General features: G+C 59.6%; 13 protein-coding genes. 6 read left to right on the forward strand and 7 right to left on the reverse strand.

Annotated elements, in window-relative coordinates; all coding sequences use genetic code 11:
- Positions 1-47 precede the first annotated feature (47 nt).
- Positions 48-4,952, forward strand: a complete 4,905-nt coding sequence (locus tag MD273_RS09045; RefSeq protein ID WP_239037408.1) for an OmpA family protein — start codon at positions 48-50, stop codon at positions 4,950-4,952.
- Positions 4,953-5,016: 64 nt separating this feature from the next.
- Here MD273_RS09045 and MD273_RS09050 read toward each other — a convergent pair whose 3' ends face one another.
- Together MD273_RS09050 and MD273_RS09055 are read right to left on the reverse strand one after the other, a co-directional pair.
- The gene (locus tag MD273_RS09050; protein WP_239037409.1) at positions 5,017-5,928 is read right to left on the reverse strand and encodes a pirin family protein; all 912 of its coding nucleotides are present in this window, start codon (positions 5,926-5,928) and stop codon (positions 5,017-5,019) included.
- Between the two features lie 67 nt (positions 5,929-5,995).
- A complete protein-coding gene (locus tag MD273_RS09055) occupies positions 5,996-8,014 on the reverse strand; it encodes an oleate hydratase (RefSeq protein WP_239037410.1) in 2,019 nt (672 codons plus the stop codon).
- Positions 8,015-8,154: 140 nt separating this feature from the next.
- Here MD273_RS09055 and MD273_RS09060 point away from each other — a divergent pair, with 140 nt between their 5' ends.
- The 4 genes from MD273_RS09060 (at position 8,155) to MD273_RS09075 (ending at position 12,334) form a co-directional block, all read left to right on the forward strand.
- Complete coding sequence (locus MD273_RS09060) at positions 8,155-9,186, forward strand: threonine aldolase family protein (RefSeq protein ID WP_239037411.1); 1,032 nt, start codon at positions 8,155-8,157, stop codon at positions 9,184-9,186.
- Between the two features lie 143 nt (positions 9,187-9,329).
- Positions 9,330-10,028, forward strand: a complete 699-nt coding sequence (locus MD273_RS09065) for an alpha/beta fold hydrolase (protein ID WP_239037412.1) — start codon at positions 9,330-9,332, stop codon at positions 10,026-10,028.
- A 127-nt stretch (positions 10,029-10,155) separates the two neighbouring features.
- Complete coding sequence (locus tag MD273_RS09070) at positions 10,156-11,730, forward strand: glutamate synthase-related protein (protein WP_239037413.1); 1,575 nt, start codon at positions 10,156-10,158, stop codon at positions 11,728-11,730.
- Between the two features lie 199 nt (positions 11,731-11,929).
- Entirely contained in the window at positions 11,930-12,334 is a 405-nt protein-coding gene (locus tag MD273_RS09075; RefSeq protein ID WP_239037414.1) for a bacteriohemerythrin, read from the forward strand.
- 14 nt (positions 12,335-12,348) lie between these two features.
- Here the strand turns inward: MD273_RS09075 and MD273_RS09080 are convergent, their stop codons facing one another.
- Complete coding sequence (locus MD273_RS09080) at positions 12,349-14,403, reverse strand: DUF8754 domain-containing protein (protein WP_239037415.1); 2,055 nt, start codon at positions 14,401-14,403, stop codon at positions 12,349-12,351.
- A 156-nt stretch (positions 14,404-14,559) separates the two neighbouring features.
- On the opposite strand from MD273_RS09080, the gene MD273_RS09085 reads away from it, so the two are divergent.
- A complete protein-coding gene (locus tag MD273_RS09085; protein WP_239037416.1) occupies positions 14,560-15,579 on the forward strand; it encodes a class I fructose-bisphosphate aldolase in 1,020 nt (339 codons plus the stop codon).
- A 9-nt stretch (positions 15,580-15,588) separates the two neighbouring features.
- Here MD273_RS09085 and MD273_RS09090 read toward each other — a convergent pair whose 3' ends face one another.
- The 4 genes from MD273_RS09090 to htpG all read right to left on the reverse strand — a co-directional run bounded on the left by MD273_RS09090 (position 15,589) and on the right by htpG (position 22,476).
- Positions 15,589-16,584, reverse strand: coding sequence for an MBL fold metallo-hydrolase (locus MD273_RS09090; RefSeq protein WP_239037417.1), 996 nt, complete (start codon positions 16,582-16,584; stop codon positions 15,589-15,591).
- Positions 16,585-16,739: 155 nt separating this feature from the next.
- Positions 16,740-17,717 (reverse strand): tRNA dihydrouridine synthase, encoded by a 978-nt coding sequence (locus tag MD273_RS09095; protein WP_239037418.1) that lies wholly within the window; start codon positions 17,715-17,717, stop codon positions 16,740-16,742.
- A gap of 135 nt (positions 17,718-17,852) precedes the next feature.
- Positions 17,853-20,021 carry a catalase/peroxidase HPI gene (gene katG / locus MD273_RS09100; protein WP_239037419.1) on the reverse strand — a complete coding sequence of 723 codons (2,169 nt, stop codon included), beginning with the start codon at positions 20,019-20,021 and terminating at the stop codon, positions 17,853-17,855.
- Positions 20,022-20,583: 562 nt separating this feature from the next.
- Complete coding sequence (gene htpG / locus MD273_RS09105) at positions 20,584-22,476, reverse strand: molecular chaperone HtpG (RefSeq protein WP_239037420.1); 1,893 nt, start codon at positions 22,474-22,476, stop codon at positions 20,584-20,586.
- Positions 22,477-22,653: the final 177 nt, after the last annotated feature.

Raw genomic sequence — 22,653 nt, forward strand, 5'->3', positions numbered from 1 at the left:
CGGAGCGATGGCAGGGATGCACAAGCAACAGAAAGGGACCCATCATCATGCCAGACCAACTCCGGTTGATCATCGAACCCAAGGACAACGTCGACAGCACCGAAGCCGAATCACTTCAGGTACGGATCACCTACCAGATTCCGGTAAAAACAGACGACGGAGAAGCCACAACCCACCCGGGCAGTGATACTCTCAGGCTTGATCGGCACGCCCGAGCCGAAGCTATCCTCCAGCCCATCGCTCTTGATCAAAGCATCAATGCCATCCTCGAAAACCGGCAGGGTCTGGAAGTCGCAGACCTTGGCACGATTGATGGAACACCCGCCAGCGAGGGTGAACCGGTAAAGCTGGTGATTCCGTCGGCCACACTGAAACAGGCGCTGACCCGTCTGGAGCCCGACCAGCAACCGGTGCTGGCGCGTTCCGGCCGTTTCGTACGACTCGGCCAGCCAGAACAGCGGTTCGATCAATACACTCTGAGCGTTGACCTGGTTGACACCCCCGCCAAGCAGAATGCCCTGAAAGCCTTGCTGGGCCAATCGACCGAAGGTGCCCTGGGCACCAGCGCCAGTCAGGCGCCGCTGGATGCCACCACTGCTGAGCAGCTTGGTGTGTTGTCGCTCACAGCCGCCGATCTCAAGTTCGATGGTTCGTTCCAGATCAACCGACACTTTGATCCACAAACCGAAGCACCCGGCTGGGCCTGGTTACTGAACGGCCCCGAACTGATCATCGGCTATCGGGAAGACCCGACGCTGCGTTTGCCGCAGCGAGATCTTCGCATTCTCCTTCCCTGGCAGGAAAAAGGTGCGGACGCCCCGGACGCATCCAGACCCGGTCAATCCGAAAACGGAAAAAACCCGCCCCTCAACGTCGATGAAGAGAGCCTTCTGAATGAGCCGGACCTGTTCAATGACGATCCCGGCTCCTATTGCAGGCCATTCAGCAATCCGGCACGCATTCTCGGAGAACGCCGTTTCCATACGGTATTCCGGGTGGAGCAGCCGGAGATTGAGTCCACCGCCAACACCAAACCGGATTACAGTGGCCTGCTGCACCCGAAAGATGCCCGCCAGCCGATGATGATTCGCAGTGCCATGGTCGCGAACAATGAAAGCAGCAACCTGCCTTCCGGAGGTGGATTTCCGATTCTGGAGAATCTAGGCTCAAGCCTGAACCGGTTCCTGCCCCGGGATAACACACTCCTGATGCCGCCGGTAAAAGCCATCGATTTCCTGCCATTGCCCAAGCTCCCATGGCTCAACCGGCGCCAGCCCGTAGGCCCCAATAACCCGATTGATTGGGATGGGGATACTACGCAGTACCAGGCCCTGTCCGTTGCAGGCGGCCATATTCTCGAGTGGCGGGTACAATGGCGTTCGAACGGTTACTCCCTTGGCGACGTGGCGCACACCCTGACTCTTGCACCGCGACAAACCCGGCGCATCGTAAAACTGGACTGGCGCCGCCGTGAGCAAAGCATCCGCTCTGAGCGCACCGAATTCGGCGAAGAGGTTTCACAAACGACCCTGCGGGAAAGGGACTACAACGATGCCGTCCGCTCCAACCTGAACGAGTGGAGCAAAGGCGGCAGCAAATCCCAGACCACCGGGGTCGCCGGCGGCATCGGCTTTGCCATGGGGCCGGTGGTGATCGGGGGTGGTGCCGCTCACGGCCGCGCCAGTTCGAGCAGCTGGCAACAGGGCGGCCGCAGCGTCGCTGCAGCCGAGGAACAGAGTCTGCGTGACGCGGTGCGACAATTCGGAGATTCACTACGCCAGTTTGAAAGCACGGTGGTGAACGAAGTCAGTCAGGATGAGTCGATTGAGGGCGTGTCGGAAGTGGTCCGCAACCCCAACTATTGCCATTCCCTGACGGTGATCTATCACGAAATCCTGCGCCATATGCGGGTGGACACAGTACTTGCAGGTGTCCGGGAGTGCCTGTTCGTTCCCTTCTCCATCCGTCCCTTTACACAGAATCGGATTGCCCGGTGGCGGGACGTGTTTGAACGCTACCTGCAGAAACGGGAACTGCGCTGGGCCCTTAAATACGCTGAAGCAGTGGCGAACAACTGGGAAGGCGTGGACACTCCACCCGACGGCGAACGAACGGCCCAGACGGTGCGAAGCCTCGCCGGCTCCATCTACATCAAGCTCGGTATTGAGCGGCCCCGGGATGAAGTGGTGTCGGAGGAGATCGACGACCAGCTCAAGGAGGAAGGCGCCGTTGGCGAAAAGGTGACCACCCGGGTATGGCAAACCTACGCAGGCATTCTGCCAATACCGGTGGGACAAATCGTTGCACGCATCCGCGACTACAGCCCCTCTCAGCGGGATGCCTATTTCCAGCGGGAAATTGCGCCGTCCATGGCCCGGCGCTGGGTCGACAGACTGAAGCTGGAAACCGCCGGTGGAGAGCTTCAGGGTGCCGATTTCACACTGGTGGGCGAGTACCGGTTCAACCGTACCGTTCGGGTCGATTTCAACGTGCCCACCGATTCGCTGTCGGATACCACCCGCGCGGCGCTCACCCGATTGACTCTTTCCGCCTCCGAGCACCTGCCTAAAGGTTCGGTGGCGAACGTCACCAGCGCCACGGTGGAATTTCACACCGATCACTACAACCGTAGGGTTCGCGCGTCTACAGGCACCCAGGACCTGATCTCTCCGCCCGCCTGGGATGACGAAGACACCACCCGGCCGGCCCCGACCGAGAGCGCCACCCTCACGTTCAATCCGTCGAACTGGGAGAAGCAGAACCCGAGGCGCGAAGCGGAGGAAGCCAACGAGAAGATCCTCGACCACATCAACGACAACCTGCACTACTACCACAAGGTGCTCTGGTGGACGATGGACCGGGACGAACTCTATATGCTGCTCGATGGCTTTGCCATCTCCTCCAGCGACCGGCGTTCCATCGCCTCGGTAGTGGAACGGGAGCCCATCGCCATACTGGGGAACTCCCTGGTATTCCGGGTGGCCGCCGGTGCATTCCTCGGCGTTAACGGCCACGAAAGTTACGAGGAGGCCTTCAACTACTACAAGGGCGAAGGCGCACCGTCTACGCCTATGCGGGTCAGCCTGCCCACCGACGGGCTCTACGCCCAGGCCATCATGGACCAGTGCGAGGCCTGCGAGGAGCATCACGGCTCAACCGACTGGGTACTGAACGACGAGGATCCGGCCCTGGCTGAATTCCCGAGCACTTTCTTTGACTCCCGCCGAGCCCAGCCTCAGAACATGACACCCACGGACATGCCCGACTCCATCATCAATCTGCAGAATGCTCCTGCCGCGCCGGCACCCCAGGGATTTGGCGACATACTGGGCACGCTCGGAAGCAACAGCGCATTCCGTGACATGGCGGGTCTGGAAGGCACCCAGAATAACGCTATGGGCGCATTGAACTCTGCCGCCAACCTGGCCGGACAGTTCGGAGGTTATGCGCTGCAGGCCAGACTGGCAGAGCTGCAAGCAGAGCGGGATGCCGGCAAGAACTTCGACAAGAAACGGGCGGCGATTGATCGTGCAGTCAGCAAGGGTTCGATGTCCAAGGCTGCCGGGGAGAAAGCATTAGAGGCCCAGTCTGAGGCTATGGGACGCAAAGCAGCGTCCGGGCTGTCCACCAACTCCAAGGATCTGGTGGAACGTTTCGGTGGAGAGCGAGATGTGTCGGTGACTGAAACCACACCCGATGGTCAGGTGACCACCAGCGTAAAAGCCGCACAATCCCGGTCTGGTCAGGGATCAGAAACCATGGCTGATGAACTGGAAAGTGCTGTCGCCGGACCCGGCGGAACGGCCGCCTCACGGCACAGCTTTCCGATTGCCAAATCAGACCCTCTGGATGAAGAGGCGATTTTCAATCACAGCTTCTTTGCCACCCCGTCGAAAGACACCATCGAGTCCTTTTTCCCTCTCATGGAACCGGTTGAGAACAGGATCAGTGAAGCCGAGCGTCAGCGCTCCATGACCCGGCCGTTCTTCTTCACGGTGGGCGGCCTCAATACCGACAGACTCGTGTCCAGCGCCGAGAATCCGGACCTGGTTCAGTTGTTGTCCTACATTGTATACGACTTCCCGGTGGCCTCCTCCGAGATCACCCGCGACGACCTGAAACCGCTCCGCAATTTGTTGGAGCGGCGGGCCGCCGCATTGAGAGAACGCAACCAGATTCTGGAAATCCAGATCCTTGGCACAGCTGACAGTACCGGGCCCTCCGACGAGAATGCGAGACTCCAGAGAGAACGTGCCCAAGCGGTTGCAGAAGGTCTCCAGAGCACCGGGTACCGTATTTCCTACATCGGCCCGTCAGACAGTCGCTTGTTCAACGACAACAACGAGTATCAGCGGGCCCTGAATCGTTCCGTAACCGTTCGCGAGACTCTGACAGCCAGCAACGGCGTTCAGATTCGCAGGAAGGACGATGACATCGATGATGTGAAGGTCCGAATCCGGGAAATCCTGACCGATGAAGCCGACAGAGGCGATACCAACGCCAATATCGCACTGACCATCATGGATCTCTATGATTCGGGCGGGAACCTCGAGGTGATACTCGCCAACAAGGTTCGAGAGTATTACAAGACTTACGCGGTGGAACTCGCACGGCGGTATGACAACCCGCTCTACCGGCCCGAGATCTTTTTCACGGATGGTCGCTACTATCTGGAACACAACCTGCAATACGCACCTAGTGTGGCCACCCTGAATGATCTGGATGCTTCAGCCCGGGATGTCATCAATCTACTCAAGGTACTTGCTGAAGCAACCTACGATGGCATCAATGTGCATGTGAAGTTTGGTGGGGGTGGCAATAACCCCGACAGTGACATGGACGCCTGGGACATGATGAATGCCGCGATAAAGAAACTGGTCGATCGCAACAGCACTGTCTATGGTGATGCCTTCGACAAATACAAAGGAAAACTGGAGAGTCCCTTCCAGTAATCGACTGGCTGCGCCTCTTGCCGATGTTGGCAAGAGGCGTTTTTGCAACTGAGTCTACTTTAGGCTAGTACGGGATGAACTCCTCCTCATCCCCCACCACTTTCGCAAACCGGCCTGCCCGCCAGTCGTCCCTGGCCTGCTCGATCCGCTCCTTGGTTGAGGACACAAAGTTCCACTCGATAAAACGCCGGCCCACGGGCGCGCCGCCAATCAGGGCGATTCGGGCGTCCTCCGTCGCGGTGACGCAAACACCGGGTTCCGTAGCAAATACGGTCATACTGTGAGTCGGTAGCTCCGAACCATGCGCCTTGAGGGCCCCGCTGGCGACGTAGATCGCGCGCTCGGGGGCTTCGGGCAACTCCAGGCTCTGGCCGGCTTTCAACGTGGCCTCCAGGTACAGGGTTTCGCTGAAACTCGGAACCGGGGATGTCACACCGTAGGCGCTGCCGATCATCACCCGCACGGGAACACCGTCGATCTCAATCGCCGGGATATCGGTACCGGGATAATGATGGAAGGCCGGGTCGGTCTCCTCGTGGGCTTCCGGTAGTGCCAGCCAGAGCTGCAGGCCATGCAACCGGTGGTCTTTAGAGGTAATTTCCGGGCGCTCCCGTTCCGAATGGGCAATGCCCCGACCGGCAACCATCAGGTTGATGTCACCCGGTCGGATCGGCTGGTAGCTGCCCAAGGAATCACGGTGCAGTATCTCGCCCTCGAAAAGATAGGTCACCGTCGCGATGCCTATATGAGGATGAGGACGCACGTTGATGCCCTCCCCGGCCGGGAAAGCCGCGGGCCCCATTTCATCAAAGAAAATCCAGGGGCCGACCATTCTTTGCTTGGCGGTTGGCAACAGCCGGCGTACCGAGAACCCGCCGAGGTCAGCAACGCGGGGGCTGAGGATCTTCTGGATCGCCCTGCAGGGCGCATCAATGGCATCGCATTGCTGTTCGGCGAACTGCAGGGTGTTACTCATGGCACCGCTCCGGTAGGCTTGTTTCCATCATGGTGGCCCACCGGAGCGCCCCACGGCAACTGAAGGTTCAGAAACGCCCGCGAATCTTTTCAATCACACCCTGAACCCGGTCTCTGGCATCGTTCAGGGTATGACTGCCGCCCAATAGCTCGCGGATCGCGTTCAGCTGTTGCTCAAATAGCCCGGGCTTCTCCACATCCCCGCTGTCCTCGTTCTGCCCCAACGGCAGGATATGGCGGAAATAGGTGCCGCCCAATACACGCCTGAGCAGTCCCTCCCCAACGAACGCATCATCGTTATTCAGGGTTCGGGTGGCACGCAAAAGCCGGCGGATGTCGTACTGGCCGGGGTAGATGTCCGGCACCTGTTTGGGAATCTCCAGCAGGCTGTAGACACCGATACGCGCCGTCCGCACCGAGCTTTCCAGGGTGAACACCACATCGTTGGGCGTCTCGACAAACTGACCCATCAAGGCCAGGTTGGTGCAGCCTTCCGGGACCACTTCCGGACGATCCCCCTTGGCCCTCGGCATGAACTGGGAGGTGATGTAGGGCATCAGGGCAATCCGGGTCTTGGTGGCGGCGATGACCTCGTCCACCTGATCGATCAGGCCGAGGTGATAACAGAGTTCCGTCAAGACTTCACGGCCGGTGCATTCCGGCATGGGCTTTTTGACGTAGTCCCCGGGTTTGTCCATGAGTAGCGCATACACCCAGAGCACGATCACATCGTCCGGCTGGTCCGGGAAATGGGGCTGACGGTTGCAGGTGAAGCTCATCAGCCAGGACGAGTCCGTGAAGGTGATGATCCCACCGGTTGCCGTGAACCCGGAGTAAGGATCATTCACCGTCAGCTCCTTGAGCTTGTCCATGAGGGGCGACGGTTTGCAGGTCAGGGTCACGGACTCCCAGGTGGATTGCGGTACGTTGCCACAGAACTTCTCGGGCCGCCCGAACACCTCGGACTGGCTTGCGAGGTTCTTCCAGAGTTGCCATCCCGAAGACTCGCCCGGGGCCTGTGCGTCTTTCAGTTCCGGGGCGGTGTTATCGTCGCCGTAGGCGGTGTCCTCGGTCATCGAGCCGGTCGTCGCGAACACCAGATCACGCTTGCGTACCCGGATGGTCTTCTCGCCCTGCTCCGTCGCGCACTGGATGCCGGTAACAGTGCGTTGGCCTCCACGGGTACTGAACTTCAGGTTCGAAACGATCGTTTCGTACTGAACCTTCACCCCCTGCTCTTTCAACCAGTTCATCAACGGGAGGATGAAACTGTCGTACTGGTTGTAGCGGGGAAACACCAGCGAGGTCATGTCGTTCAGTCCATCCATGAGGTGCAGGAAACGATGCATGTAGAGTTTCATTTCCAGCACCGAGTGCCAGTTCTGGAAGGCAAACATGGTGCGCCAGAAGGTCCAGAAATTGGTTTCCAGGAAACCCTCACTGAACCATTGCTCGACCGTGATATCGTCCAGATCTTCCTTGGGGGCCAGCAACAGCCGGATGACCTCAAGCTGCTGCTTGCGGCTCAGCCCCATGGTGGAAAAATCCGCGATCTGTCCCTGGTTTTCCAGCAGGCGGGCCTTCGACCAGTTCTTGTCCGGATCGTTGACCAGGCGGTACTCGTCAAGCACGCTAAAAGGCTCCGGCAACTCAAGGGCCGGAATCTCGGAGAACACATCCCAGAAGTTCTGGTAGGTCATCTCCATTTCACGACCACCCCGGACGATGTAGCCCTCCTCGGGATTGCCGGCGCCGTCCACAGAGCCTCCCTCGATCGATCCCTCTTCGAGAAACACGATGTTCTCCGCGGGCATGTGGCCGTCGCGGATCAGAAAGAAAGCCGCCGCCATGCCGGCAATGCCACTGCCGATGATGTAAGCGCGACGGTCTTCAATGCCCTCGGTCGGCAGTGGGCGGTGATTGACGTAGGTGCCGTGCAGGTCCGCCGGCGGAAGCGGGGTGTCGATCCCGTTGTGCAGGTGCGTGGCGGTCGCATCCGGGGTTGCGTTCACTCCTCGGGCTTTGAGGGCCCGAATGTGAGCGTCGAGGCTGGGATCTGGAACTGTCCGTTTCTTTGAATCCGTCACGCTGACTTCTCCTTTGTGATAATGGCTGTCCCTATGGTGAATCCCATAAGCTTAATCGACGGATGACACACATCAACTCGATGCCAGTTATCAAAAAAAGGTAATCTGTTACCCCAATCCCCGAGACAGGAGTACCCGGCGTGTCCGATTCCGAACAGTTCGCCAGCGATAACTACAGTGGTGTCTGCCCCCAGGCCTGGGCTGCCATGGAGCAGGCGAACCGGATGGACGAGCCCGCCTACGGCGAGGATAGCTGGACCCAGCGGGCCGCGGACGGCCTGCGTTCGCTGTTCGATACCGACTGCGATGTGTACTTCGTGTTCAATGGCACTGCCGCCAACTCCCTGGCACTGGCCTCTATCGGGCAGTCCTTCCACAGTGTGATCTGCCATGAGCTGGCCCACATTGAGACCGATGAGTGCGGCGGCCCCGAATACGCGTCCAACGGCGCCAAGCTGCTGCTCGGCGAAGGCCCGGATGGCAAGCTCACGCCCGCGAGCATCGAGCACCTGGTGACCAAGCGCACCGACATCCACTACCCCAAGCCCAAGGCCCTGAGCCTGACCCAGGCCACAGAGGTGGGGACGGTCTACACCCCGGAGGAACTGAAAGCCATCCGTGCCGTGGCGGACAAGCACCGGCTCAATATCCACATGGACGGTGCCCGTTTCGCCAATGCGGTGGCAGCGCTGGACGTTCACCCCTCCGAGATCACCTGGAAGGCCGGCGTGGATGTGTTGTGCTTTTCCGGCACCAAGAACGGTCTGGCGCTTGGTGAGGCGGTGGTGTTCTTCAACCGCGACCTGGCGGAGGACTTTGAGTGGCGCTGCAAGCAGGCCGGGCAACTGGCCTCCAAGATGCGGTATATTTCCGCCCCCTGGTGCGGGCTGCTGGAGAACGATGTCTGGCTGGCCAACGCCCGCCACGCCAATGCCTGCGCCGCGCGTCTGGAGAAAGGCCTGGCCGGGCTACCCGGTGTGAGCCTGCGCTATCCCAGACAGGTGAACGGCGTGTTCGTGGAGATGCCGGAACCGGTGCAGGCCGCGCTGCGGGCAAAGGGTTGGCGCTTTTACAACTTCATCGGCGATTGTGCCCGGCTGATGTGTTCCTGGTCCACCAGCGAGGCCCAGGTGGACCGGTTCCTGTGTGATCTTCGGGAACTGGTGGCCTGATTGCGGCCATTCTACCGTTTGACTAAAAATTGAATGACTCTGGAGAACCTGTCTTGAACGTTCAGGACCTTTTTGTTGATGTCCCCGGGGGTGAGTTGTTCGTTCGCTCCTGGACACCGGATGGCGCGGATCACCGTGCTCCCATGATTTTACTTCATGATTCCCTGGGGAGCGTGAAACTCTGGCGGGATTTTCCCGAGGCGCTTGCGCGTCGGCTGGAACGTCCTGTGATTGCCTACGATCGCCTGGGCTTCGGCCAGTCCTCGCCACGCGAGGGACTGCCTTCCCAGCGTTTTATCGAAGAAGAAGGGGAAGTCTATTTCCCCGCCCTGCGGGAGGCCCTGGGATTTTCGAAGTTCCTGCTGTTCGGCCACAGCGTCGGTGGCGCGATGGCAATCATAATTGCGGCCCGATTCGGTGAAGACTGCGAACTGGTCATCACCGAGGCCTCACAAGCTTTTGTGGAAGAGCACACCCTGGACGGCATCCGGGCCGCCAAAGCCCAGTTCCAGAAACCAGGGCAAATGGACAAACTGGCCCGTTACCATGGCGACAAGGCACGCTGGGTGCTGGAAGCCTGGACCGAGGTCTGGCTGGATCCGGCTTTTCATGGCTGGCAGCTGGATCCGTTCCTGGCGCACGTACGCTGCCCGGTGCTGGCCATCCACGGTGATCGGGACGAGTTCGGCACCCTGGAGTTTCCAAGGCGCATTGCGGAAGGTGTTCAGGGTCCCTCGGCACAGGCCATCCTCGATAACTGCGGTCATGTTCCCCATCGCGAACAGCAGCCACATGTCCTCGATACCGTCGCAGCCTTTTTGACTGACCACCTGGCACATTGACCGGATCCCGCCCAGTGGCGGGATTCGCCCCCTTCAACCACACTTTCCCCGGTATTGGTCCGATATAAGATCGGCCAACGTACACCCCTGTAGCCTCACATCACTCACCGGTTCAGGAGCCTGCACCATGGGAAAGCCAGTTATTGCCGACAACAAGCCCACCAAGGTCAAGCTGGAAAAAGGCGAGGAATATCTGTTCTGTGCCTGCGGGCGCTCGGAAAACCAGCCATTCTGCGATGGCTCCCACGCGGGGACCGGCATCACGCCCCAGCGGTTCGTGGCGGAGAACAGTGAAGAGGCAGTGCTGTGCCAGTGCAAGCAGACCGGAAACCCGCCCTATTGTGACGGCACCCATCAGCAGTTCGGTGACGATCTGGTTGGCAAGGAAGCGCCGGAGGGCTCCGCTGATTCCGAGGAATCCGGTAGCTCCGATAAACAGGATAAGCCCCCCAAAGCGAAGGCAACGAAAGAAGAGCCCACGGTGGAATTCATCCATCAACTCGCTCGCGATGGCCTCGACAGCATGGGCAGCCACGGGCCGGTCACCGCCATGGGGGTACCGCGCCACAGCCTGCCCCACTGGGACGACCTGCAGGTGATGGTGGCCCAGATGGCCAACAAACCGCTGATGGAAGATGTGGATGTGACCACCGAGCTGGTGGTGGGTCCGGAAGCAAAGAAGCCATTGGTGTTAACCATGCCCTTGCTGGTCTCCGACATGAGTTTTGGTGCTCTTTCCGAAGAAGCAAAGATTGCCCTGGCACGGGGTGCGGAGCTGGCCGGTACCGGCATCTGCTCTGGCGAAGGCGGCATGTTGCCGGAGGAGCAAGGGGAGAACTCCAGGTACTTCTACGAGCTGGCCAGCGCCAAGTTCGGGTATAAGGAAGACCTGCTCAGGAAGGTCCAGAGCTTCCACTTCAAGGGCGGCCAGGGCGCCAAAACCGGCACCGGCGGCCATCTGCCCGGCAACAAGAACACCGGCAGGATCTCCGAGGTCCGGGGTATTCCCGAGGGTGAACCGGCGGTTTCACCACCCACTTTCGACGATCTGAGTTCCGTGGAGGATTTCCGGAACTTTGCCGGCCGGGTCCGGGAGATCAGCGGCGGAATCCCGGTTGGTTTCAAGCTGAGTGCCAACCACATTGAGCGGGATATCCAGTTTGCCCTCGATGCAGGCGCCGATTACATCATTCTGGATGGCCGGGGCGGTGGCACCGGGGCGGCTCCGGAGATTTTCAGGAACCACATCAGTGTGCCTACCATTCCGGCCCTCGCCCGGGCCCGCCGTTACCTGGATAATCGCGGTGCGAGTGGGCGCGTCACGCTGATTGTCACCGGGGGCCTGCGCGTGCCCATGGATTTTGTGAAGGCACTGGCCCTGGGCGCGGATGGCATCGCCATCGCCAACAGCGCCATGCAGTCGATCGGCTGTGTCGCCGCGCGCATCTGCAACACCAACAACTGCCCGGCTGGCATTGCCACCCAGAAAAAGGATCTGCGCCAGCGTCTCGATGTGGACAAGTCCGCGCATCAGCTGAAAAACTTTCTGCAGGGCTCGGTCTCGCTCATGCAGGTGATGGCCCGGGCCTGTGGCCACGACAGTCTTGGCAAGTTCTCCATTGAGGACCTTTCTACCTGGAACCGCGACATGGCACTGCTCAGCGGCGTGCGGTATGCAGGGGTACTGGATCCTTCCTCCTGAGTAACGGAGGTGCCCATGGTGAGGCAGTCCCAGCCTGACCGACGAGTCGCTGTCCGGATATTGCAAATCTGCTGATCCCGCCAACGTTTTGGCGGGATCCCACCCGTCTTCCTTGATGTCAGTCAATATCCCTTTGAATCCCTGTTCATAGGATGTTCCTGGAACCATAACTATAAACAGGAACACAGGGGAGACACCGATGACATTCTGGCCGTGGAGTAAAGAGCTTGAAGTCGGAATCGGAGAGATTGATGAGCAACACAAATGGCTGGTGGATCTGACCAACCAGCTACATGACGCGCTGAAGGATGGAGCTGACGAACTGAAAGTCAGCGGGATTCTCGAATCGCTCATGGACTACACCATGAACCACTTCATTGTGGAAGAGGATCTGTTTCTGCGCCTCGGCTATCCGGAAACGGACGCCCACAAGGCCGAACACAACAAATTTACCGGCCAGATCATGAGCCTGATCGATCGGCATGAGAACGGCGATTCAGCAGGCGATGAAACGCTGGAGCTTCTGAAGGACTGGCTCACCCATCACATCCTGAAAGTGGACAAAGCCTACGTGGAGCATTTCCGCGCCCACGGAGTCAGCTGAGTCCCGGAGCCCGCCTAGGCGGGCTCCGATGCTTCCGCGGCCAGGGTCCGCACTCTTTCGAAATCCTCTTCGGTAAAGACTCCGTTGACGCCGGAAATGGAAGCCAGCTCCATTCCGTGTTTGAGACCCAGTTTGTAGATCTCCCGGACCTTTTCCCACTCGATGTTCCGGCCCAGGGTGAAGTTCTCGAACCGCCCTTCCAGGGCGAGGACGATGGTCTCCGCAAGGCAGGCATAGGCGATGCCTTTGGGCAGCCCGATGTCCTTCATTTTCGGCTCACCCGGCAGCTTGATCTCTCCGGACTCAATCACCAGAACGTCCGGGCGTTTGGCAACATCTTCGGCCGGAATATCCAGCGGCCGTGCCACATCCGTGATGACGCAGCCGGGCTTCACTTTCATGATGTCGAGGATGCGTTTGCCGGCGCCAGAAGTGGCGGTGACAATCATGTCCATGTCAGCCAGGTCACGGTTTGTTGTGGCGGCCACGTGGACCACCGCCCCCGGGGTTTCCTGCTCGATGCTTTCCTTGAGAGAGAGCAGCTTTGCCGCCTCCGGAGCCACCAGGTAGATTTCATCCACCGCCTTGGCCAGAAGTCGGGCACAGACCGAGCCAATGGCACCGGTCGCGCCAACCACCATGGCCTTGCCGGCCATTTTACCGCTTTCTCCAATGTGGACACGGCCGATTTTCCTCGCCGCGTCATGAGCGGCCCACAGCGCGCCCGAGGCGCTGTAACTGTTGCCGGTGGTAATCGGTAACGGCGCCCGTTTGGCCACAGTGATACCCGCATCCCCTACGACCTTGGTGAAGGCGCCGAGGCCCATAATCTGGGCGCCCAGTTTCTTCGCCAGTCTGGCGGCCGCCAGCAAGCGGCTGTAGGTAAACTCGGGACCATGCGCCATGATTTCCCGTGGCGTCCCACCCACCGTGATGAGCCAGCCTTCCACTTCATCCCCGGTCGGTGACCGGATGCCTGAGACCTTCGAGTAGATAAACGGTGGCGTGTAGGCAATCGCCTTCTCCACCAGATCCATCACTTTGGGCGGTGACACGCTGGCAACCCAGTCCAGCGGCGGGGTCTTGGTCAGGTACTGCTGGGACAGCGGGTGGATCACGAAGGCGAACCGGTTCACCCGACGATAGCCGTCCGGGTAAAGAATGCGGGGTTCAATACCCAGGCTCTGGATGACCTCCAGGAAATCGTCCGCCCCCAGTTGCTCGGGCGTGCGTGACAGGGCCGCGCTGATCATCGCTTCCATCACGTTCACCCCGATGGGACGGCCCTCCAGCCACGGGCTGTAGTCCACCACCATGGCTACACGCCGGGAACGCATCCAGTCCAGCACCGAATCGGAGACCCGCGAGGTAATGATGGTCTTGCCGTCCAGTTCCTTCTCGGTGAGGGATTCCAGGTCACCGATCGCACCCACGATCACATGGGAGTCCCGAACCGCACTGTGCAGGGAACCTGCCACCAGGCTCTCGCCCAACCGGTACACCGGGCTCTGGTGCAAGGCGTTGATGGCTTTGACGGCCATTGGCCGGAACATCAGCGGCGCAGTAAGACGGGTGTAGGTTTCGAGCTGGCCGAGGGACGTCAGCACCCGGGGAACCCCGAAATCCAGGTAAGGATCCGCAAACTGCAGGTTCTCGGTGTGTTCGGAAAGTGATTTTGCGATGCGGTAGCCGGCCTGGCCGTTAAGGAACAGCACCCGGGCATTATCAAAGAAATGCCCCAGCTCGGTCTGGGTATGGCGAACCGCCCACTCCTGCAGGATACCGCGCAGGCCCGCGCCGGTCGTGACCGGTTTGTCGGGCACACAGGCTTCCAGCCTGGCGGTTTCCGGGTGTTCCAGTTGCTCCCGGCCTACCTGGTAATGGTCATGAATCATGCTCAGGCCAATGGCATCCGCCTGCGGGTGCACCGACTCGAGGACGGTTTCGGCCTTTTCGATATCGCCATCCGTGCCGATACGGACGATCCGGAATGCCTGCCCGAGGAATTCCGTTTCCAGCTCGTAGTCATATTCGGACGATCCCTGGCTTACACTCACAACCGTTTTCATAGCGGCCTTCCATCCTTCCTGTAACTGTTGTAACCAGCCTAATCCAGACTGATTCGGTATGTCTTAGCGTAGGTCAAATTTGCAGCCATCGTACAGGGTCTACAATTACCCCAAGCATCCCAAAGGACACCGGTGTTTCCGGTAAAGGAGATCCCAATGAGCATTCAGGAAGAGTTGACCGCAACCATTGCGGACCTGGTCCAGCCCGGCAAAGGCATCCTGGCCGCCGACGAGAGTACTCCCACGATCGCCAAGCGCTTCAGAGCCGTCGGTGTGGAATCCACGGAAGGCAAACGCCGGGAGTACAGGAGCATCATCTTCTCGACGCCCGACCTGGGCAAATACATCAGCGGCGCCATCCTGTATGAGGAAACCCTGGAGCAACTGAGCCTGGAGGATGTCGCCATGCCCCGGCTGCTGGCCAGCCAGGGCATTGTTCCAGGCATCAAGGTCGACAAGGGCAAGGGGCCGTTGGTCAACTCGCCGGGCGACGAAATCACCTATGGCCTGGATGGTCTGGAATCCCGCCTGGAGGACTACAAGAAGCTGGGGGCCCGGTTCGCAAAGTGGCGGGATGTGTTCCATATCTCCGACACCCTGCCCTCACGCCAGGCGATCAAGGCCAATGCCGAGGTCCTCGCCCGGTACGCTGCGGTCTGCCAGTCCATGGGAATCGTACCCATTGTGGAACCGGAAGTCCTCATCGACGGCCACCACAGCATCGAGCGGGCCGGAGAGGTCAGCGAAGCGGTGCTGCGGGAGGTCTTCAAGGCGCTGTATCGTCACCACGTGGATCTGGAGACCATGGTGCTGAAGCCAAGCATGGTCACGCCTGGCAAAGAATCGCCGTCCGCCAGCCCTGAGCAGGTGGCGGAACACACGCTTATGATTTTCCGGCGCGCCGTCCCCGCAGCCGTGCCGGGCATCTTCTTCCTGTCAGGCGGCCAGACGCCGGCGGAGGCCACGGTCAATCTCAATGCCATCAACAGCATGGGCTACCATCCGTGGGAGCTGAGCTTTTCCTATGGTCGCGCCCTGCAGGAGCCGGCGCAGAAGGCCTGGGCGGGTGACCCCGCCAATGCAGGAAATGCACAGGCAGCCATGCACAAACGGGCCAGACTCAATGGCCTGGCCCGCTCCGGCGAGTATTCCCCGGAAATGGAGAACGAGGATTGAGGCGGCGGCCTAGTCGCAAATGTCCACGCATTTCCCGCTGCCGTTGAACACCAGGGTGCGACCACTGAGGGGAATGTGCACGGGCACCTCCACGGCGTCACGGAAGGTTGCCGTGCGGGTGCCCTCTTTCACCTTGCCGCCTTCGGTGGCCGGCTCATTGGCGTGGGACGGAATCACGGCCCGGGGCTTGATCAGGTCATTGATCACGTAGGCGGCCTCTGTCGGGCCGGTGGTGTAGGTATCACCGATGTTCATCACCACCAGTTCCGCGCCATAGTGGTCTGCCACTACCAGCTTCTGCTCGGCCGTAATGCCGGTATCACCGGACAGGTAGACCACAAGGCCATTGGAGAAAGTCAGCACGTAGCCAGTGGGCGGCCCCACACTGGCGGATACGCCGGCCGCTTTCAGGTAGTCCGCCAGCGGCCCGGTCAGGAACGACGGTGATACACCGTTACTGTGCACGGCCGGCACTGTGGTGATGGTGACACCACCCACTCGCTTGCTTGCACCGAAACGTACCAACTGGGATTTGGCTTTATCTGCCCCGGCCGCTTCCAGTTTGGCGGCAAAAAACGCTGGCATTTCACTGCCAGTCACAATGGTGGCCTGCTTGGCCACAGCAATATCTACCGTGTTGGATTGTGGCAGGGTGACCACCGGGAACTCAGGTGAGCCGCATTCGCCCCGGTTTACTGCCTCTATGCGGCGATCACCGACGTGGTCACCGTGCATGTGGGACACCAGCACCACGTCAATCTTGCCCAGACGGGGATCGTCGCCGCCGGCCACGGTGCGACCGGCATCATAGAGGATGCGGGTACCGTCCGGATCCTCGAACACCATGGCCCGGTCCAGCACACAGAACTCGCCGTCATGACTCCCCAGCGGGGTTACCCTCACCTGCCCGCCTTCCTCGGCATATGCCACCCCGACACCCGCCACAAACAAACCTGTACCGGCAACAATCCCCATCAGGATCTGCCGCCATATATTATTGCTCATGAGATGCTCCCTGTTTTTCCATTCTCTGTTACCGACCCTTGTCCATACGGCCAGACTCCCCGTTCGTACCAGTGTAGACCCGCAAACAGTGCCCGGCAGGCACAAAAAAGGCCCCTGACGGGGCCTTTACAGCAACCGGTCGATGGCGGGACGGGTCAGGCTGCCTGATCCTTGAGAGCTCCGGCGGGTAACGCCTGCGCCAGGCACGCAAGCATGGGAGCCACCTGGCGGATTTTCCTTGCCTCCGGCCACAGGTACTCGGCCTCTGCAAAACCCTGGCGCAGGAAGTTGAGCCATTGCTTGATCCGGCCGGTCACGTATTTGTCCTCAAGGCGGGTCTGCAGGGCGGCAGCATATTCCCGCACCAGAGCCACAGCCTCCAACCAGGTCATCGGCGTGAAAATGTCGCCGCGCTGGGAGGCCTTGATCCGAGCGGCCAGATCCGGCCGGGCAATCAGTCCGCGGCCGATCATCACATCCTCACAGCCGGACACCTCCCGGCACCGCCAGTAATCCTCGACGGTCCAGACGTCGCCGTTGGCAATCACATGGGTATTGACCGCCTCCCGCACCCGGGCAATCTCCTCCCAGTATGCCGGCGGCTTGTAACCGTCTACCTTGCTGCGGGCATGAATGACGATCTCGGACGCACCTGCGGCTTCCAGGGCCTGACCACACGCCACGCCCATGGAACGGTCGTCGTAACCCAGTCGCATCTTGGCGGTCACGGGGATCCCCGGTGGCACGGCTTTGCGCACGGCGGCGGTAATGTCATGCATCAGCTCGGGCTCGCGCATCAGGACACAGCCACCCTTGTGCTTGTTTACCGTTTTTGCCGGGCAACCGAAGTTGATGTCCACCTGGGTTGCACCCAACTCCGCCGCTTTCAGGCCGTGGCGGCCCATCTGTTCCGGATCCGAACCCAACAGCTGCACAGCCACGGGCGTACCGACCTCAGTCTCACAGTTACGGTGCAGTTCAGGCGCGTACTTGTAGAAAATCCGGGGTGGAAGCATACCGTGTGTCACGCGAATGAATTCGGTCACGCACCGGTCAATCCCGCCAACTTTGGTCAGGGTTTCACGGATAGGTGCGTCGACCAGCCCTTCCATCGGGGCAAGGATGATTCGCATGGAGGCTCCAGCGGCTGAGAAAAGAGAAACAGGTGGCGACTGATCAAAAATCAGGCGGAGCGGATTGTAAGGAATTTGGCGGGAAGTTGGTAGCCGGGCATCCCGAAACAGGATGCCCGGCCGGATACTGCCAGGTTACTTCTTCACGTCGAAGCGGTCGTTATTCATGACCTTGGTCCAGGCGGCCACGAAGTCATTTACAAATTTCTCCTGGTTGTCGTCCTGGGCATACAGCTCCGAGTAAGCACGGAGGATGGAGTTGGAACCGAACACGAGATCAACACGGGTCGCGGTGTACCTGGTGTTGCCGCTCTTGCGGTCCACGATGTTGTACGAGTTCTTGCCTGTGGGCTCCCAACGGTTGGCCATGTCGGTCAGGTTCACAAAGAAGTCGTTGGTCAGCTGGCCGACGCGATCCGTGAACACACCGTGCTTGGTGCCACCATGGTTGGCGCCCAGCACCCGCATACCACCGATCAGGACGGTCATTTCCGGCGCAGTCAGGCCCATCAGCTGGGCACGGTCCAGGAGCATCTCCTCCGGTTTGACCACGTAGTCCTTCTTCTGCCAGTTCCGGAAGCCATCCGCCAGCGGCTCCAGCGGCTCAAAGGATTCGGCATCGGTCATCTCGTCGGTCGCATCGCCACGACCCTTCAGGAAGGGCACGTGGACATCATAGCCGGCAGCTTTCGCGGCTTTTTCAACGCCCAGGTTACCACCGAGCACGATTACGTCTGCAATGCTGGCGCCTGTCTCCGCAGAGATCTTCTCGTAAACCTTCAGCACCCTGGCCAGACGATCCGGCTCGTTGCCTTCCCAGTCCTTCTGCGGGGCCAGACGGATACGGGCACCGTTGGCACCGCCGCGCATGTCAGAACCACGGAAGGTGCGGGCGCTGTCCCAGGCAGTGCAGATCAGTTCGCTCAGGCCCAGACCGGCCTCGTCGATCTTCTCCTTGACCGCCTCTTCGATGTAGTTGGTCTCGCCCTGCGGTACCGGGTCCTGCCAGATCAGGTCTTCGTCCGGTACGTCCGGGCCGATGTAACGGGACTTCGGCCCCATATCCCGGTGCGTCAGCTTGAACCATGCCCGAGCGAAGCAGTCCTTGAAGTACTCGGGGTCCGCCATGAATTTCTCACAGATCGCACGGTACTTCGGATCCATCTTCATGGCCATGTCGGCATCAGTCATCATCGGCTTGCGACGAACCGAGGGATCGGTGGGATCCACCGGCATGTGTTCTTCCTTGATATCCACCGGCTCCCATTGGTTTGCACCGGCCGGGCTCTTCGTCTGCTGCCACTCGTAGCCGAACAGCAGATCAAAGTAACCCATGTCGAACTTCGTCGGATTCGTGGTCCACGCACCTTCGATGCCGGAGGTAATGGCGTTGGTCGCCTTGCCCTGCATGTTCGGGTTGATCCAGCCAAAACCCTGCGTTTCCACGTCAGCGCCTTCCGGCTCTGGTCCAAGGGCGTCGGCGTCGCCGTTACCGTGGGCCTTACCGACGGTATGGCCACCTGCGGTGAGCGCAGCGGTTTCCTCATCGTTCATGGCCATACGTGCGAAGGTTTCACGAACCTGCTCGCCGGTCTTGATCGGATCGGGGTTACCGTTGACACCCTCCGGGTTCACGTAGATCAGCCCCATCTGTACCGCAGCCAGCGGGTTCTCCATGGTGTCTGGTTTATCGACGTCTTCGTAACGACTGTCGGAGGGAGCCAGCCATTCCTTCTCCGCACCCCAATAGATGTCCTTCTCCGGGTGCCAGATGTCCTCGCGGCCGAAAGAGAAACCGAAAGTCTTGAAGCCCATGGACTCATAGGCAATGTTACCGGCCAGGATAAAGAGATCGGCCCAGCTCACCTTGTTGCCGTACTTCTTCTTGATCGGCCACAACAACCGGCGCGCCTTGTCCAGGTTGCCGTTATCGGGCCAGGAATTCAGAGGTGCGAAACGCTGGTTACCGGTACCACCGCCGCCACGGCCATCTGCAAGACGATAGGTGCCCGCAGCGTGCCAGGCCATACGAATCATCAGGCCGCCGTAATGACCCCAGTCTGCCGGCCACCAATCCTGGCTGTTGGTCATCAGCTCGTGCATGTCTTTTTCGAGCGCTTCGAAATCGAGCTTCCGCACCTCTTCCCGATAGTCGAAATCCTCTCCCATCGGGTTGGTCTTTCGGTCATGCTGGTGCAGGATGTCGAGGTTCAGGGATTCCGGCCACCAAGCGGCGACGTCACCCTGTTCCTGAGTGTTGGACCCGTGCATGACCGGGCACTTACCACCGGTATTATCAGTCATCGTACTCTCCTGTTTGTGCTGCATTGGCAAACAAGCGTTTTGTGATGGAGGCATCACTCAATATAGTTCATCCACATTGGGCTGCTTGAATGTTTCCTACTGCTTTCATAGCAGCTCCCTATAGCATTTCCTGAGCGCCCAACTCCTGTCGCCCTAGTGAGCGATGGCGTAGTTCCCGTAGTAATCCGCCAGTATCGTGAGCGCACCAAACCATGCTGCCGAAAGGGATTTTTTCAGGGCTGTCATGGGTGACTCCTGCGTTAACGAGAACAATTTCACCTTAGCGCGGGAGCTGGATAAGGGATAATTAATAAAAAATTTAACTTTGAGAGTTTTTGTTTATTGGCGGGAAAGATGGGGTCAAGCTGAGCCTGGGTTGTGGTTGAAGGTGGGGTCAGAAGAAAGCGTTCTTCTGACCCCGGGGTTAGCTGCCCCGGGCTTGGATCAAGGCTGGACAGAACGAAAAAGGGGTCAGATGAAGGCTTTCATCTGACCCCGATGTCGGCACTGGTCGGGGTCTGAAGAACTCGTTCTTCTGACCCCGGGTTCAAGGCCCTTCGCCTCAGTTAGCCAACTCCAGCAACAGCCGGTTCAGGCGGCTCACATACGCGCCCGGATCTCTCAGCTGCTCGCCGCTGGCCAGGGTGGCCTGGTCGAACAGCACGGCCGAGAGTTCGCTGAAGCGCTCCTCGCCCTTTTCGGTCTCGAGACGCTGAACCAGCGGGTGATCAACGTTGATCTCGAAGATCGGCTTGCTCTCCGGCACTTTCTGGCCGGCGGCTTCCATGATCTTCTTCATCTGGGCACCCATATCGAACTCGCCAACCACGAGGCATGCGGGGGAGTCGGTCAGGCGGTTGGTTACCCGCACTTCCTGAACCCGGTCGTCCAACGCCTTCTTGATACGTTCCACCAGTTCCTTGTGCTCTTCGGCGGCCTCTTCCTTGTGCTTCTTGTCCTCTTCGGTTTCGACTTCGCCCAGGTCCAGGTCACCGCGGGCCACATCCTGGAACTGCTTGCCGTCGTACTCGCTGAGGTACCCCATCATCCACTCGTCGATGCGGTCAGACAGGATCAGCACCTCGATGCCCTTCTTCCGGAACACTTCCAGGTGCGGGCTGCTCTTGGCCGCAGCGAAGTTGTCCCCGGTGATGTAGAAGATCTTCTTCTGGCCATCCTTCATCCGCTCGATGTACTCATCGAGGGAGACGTTCTGCGCAGCTTCGCCAGTGTGGGTGGTGGCAAAGCGCAGCAAGCCGGCGATCTTCTCGCGGTTGCTGAAGTCCTCCGCCGGGCCTTCTTTCAGTACGGTGCCGAACTCGTTCCAGAACGCCTGGTAATCCTCCGGCTGCTTCTTCGCCAGCTTGGACAGCATGTCCAGCACCCGCTTGGTCATCGCAGTACGGATGCTATCGACAGTGCTGTCGTTCTGAAGGATCTCCCGGGACACGTTCAGGGACAGATCATTGGAATCGATCACACCCTTGGTGAAGCGCAGATACAACGGCAGGAACTGCTCGGCGTCGTCCATGATGAAAACACGCTGGACATACAGTTTCAGGCCACGCGGCGCTTCCCGGTTGTACAGGTCAAACGGCGCACGCTTCGGGATATACAGCAGGCTGGTGTAATCCAGTTTGCCCTCAACCTTGTTGTGGGACCAGGTCAGCGGATCCTCGAAGTCGTGGGCGATGTGCTTGTAGAACTCCTTGTACTCCTCGTCCTTGATCTCGGTACGCGGCAGGGTCCACAGGGCGGTAGCGTCGTTGACGGTTTCGTCCTCGCCCTTCTTGTCCTCTTCCTCGGACTCGGCCTTCATCACCACCGGGAAGGAGATGTGGTCGGAGTACTTCTTCACCAGGCTACGCAGTTTCCAGCCGTCAGCAAATTCCTTTGCGTCGGACTTCAGGTGCAGAACGATTTCGGTACCGCGCTGCTCGCGGTTCACCTGCTCGATGGAGAACTCGCCGTCACCTTTGGACTCCCAGTGCACGCCCTCTTCTACCGGCGCGCCGGCACGGCGGGTGAACACATCCACCTTGTCGGCCACGATGAACGCGGAATAGAATCCAACACCGAACTGGCCGATCAGCTTGCTGTCCTTCTTCTCGTCACCGGACAGCTGCTTCAGGAACTCGGCGGTACCGGATTTGGCGATGGTACCCAGGTTGGAGATCACGTCGTCGCGGGTCATCCCGATACCGTTATCGGTAAGGGTCACGGTGCCGGCGTCCTTGTCATAGTCCAGGCGAATTTTCAGTTCGGAATCGCCCTCGTAGAGCTTGTCGTCCTTCAGAGCCGCGAAGCGCAGCTTGTCCTCGGCATCCGAGGCGTTGGAAATCAGCTCACGAAGGAAGATCTCTTTGTTCGAATACAGGGAGTGGATCATCAGGTTAAGCAGTTGCTTAACTTCCGTCTGAAAACCCAAAGTCTCTTTTTGCGTCTCAACCGTCATGGCGTTCTTATCTCCTGCCTTAGGTAACTCACAGTTCTGGGAAGCGAGTGCGGATGCGTTGCCGAAACCGTGCGGAGCCATGGATGGCGGAGCCGAGCGTACAGGGACGTATTCACAGCGTGTTTCGGCAACGCATCCGCACTTGCTTCATGCACGGAATTAATCTGTGAGGGAAAA

Source organism: Marinobacter sp. C7, from assembly GCF_022343555.1.
In the GTDB taxonomy this organism is placed as follows: Bacteria; Pseudomonadota; Gammaproteobacteria; order Pseudomonadales; family Oleiphilaceae; genus Marinobacter.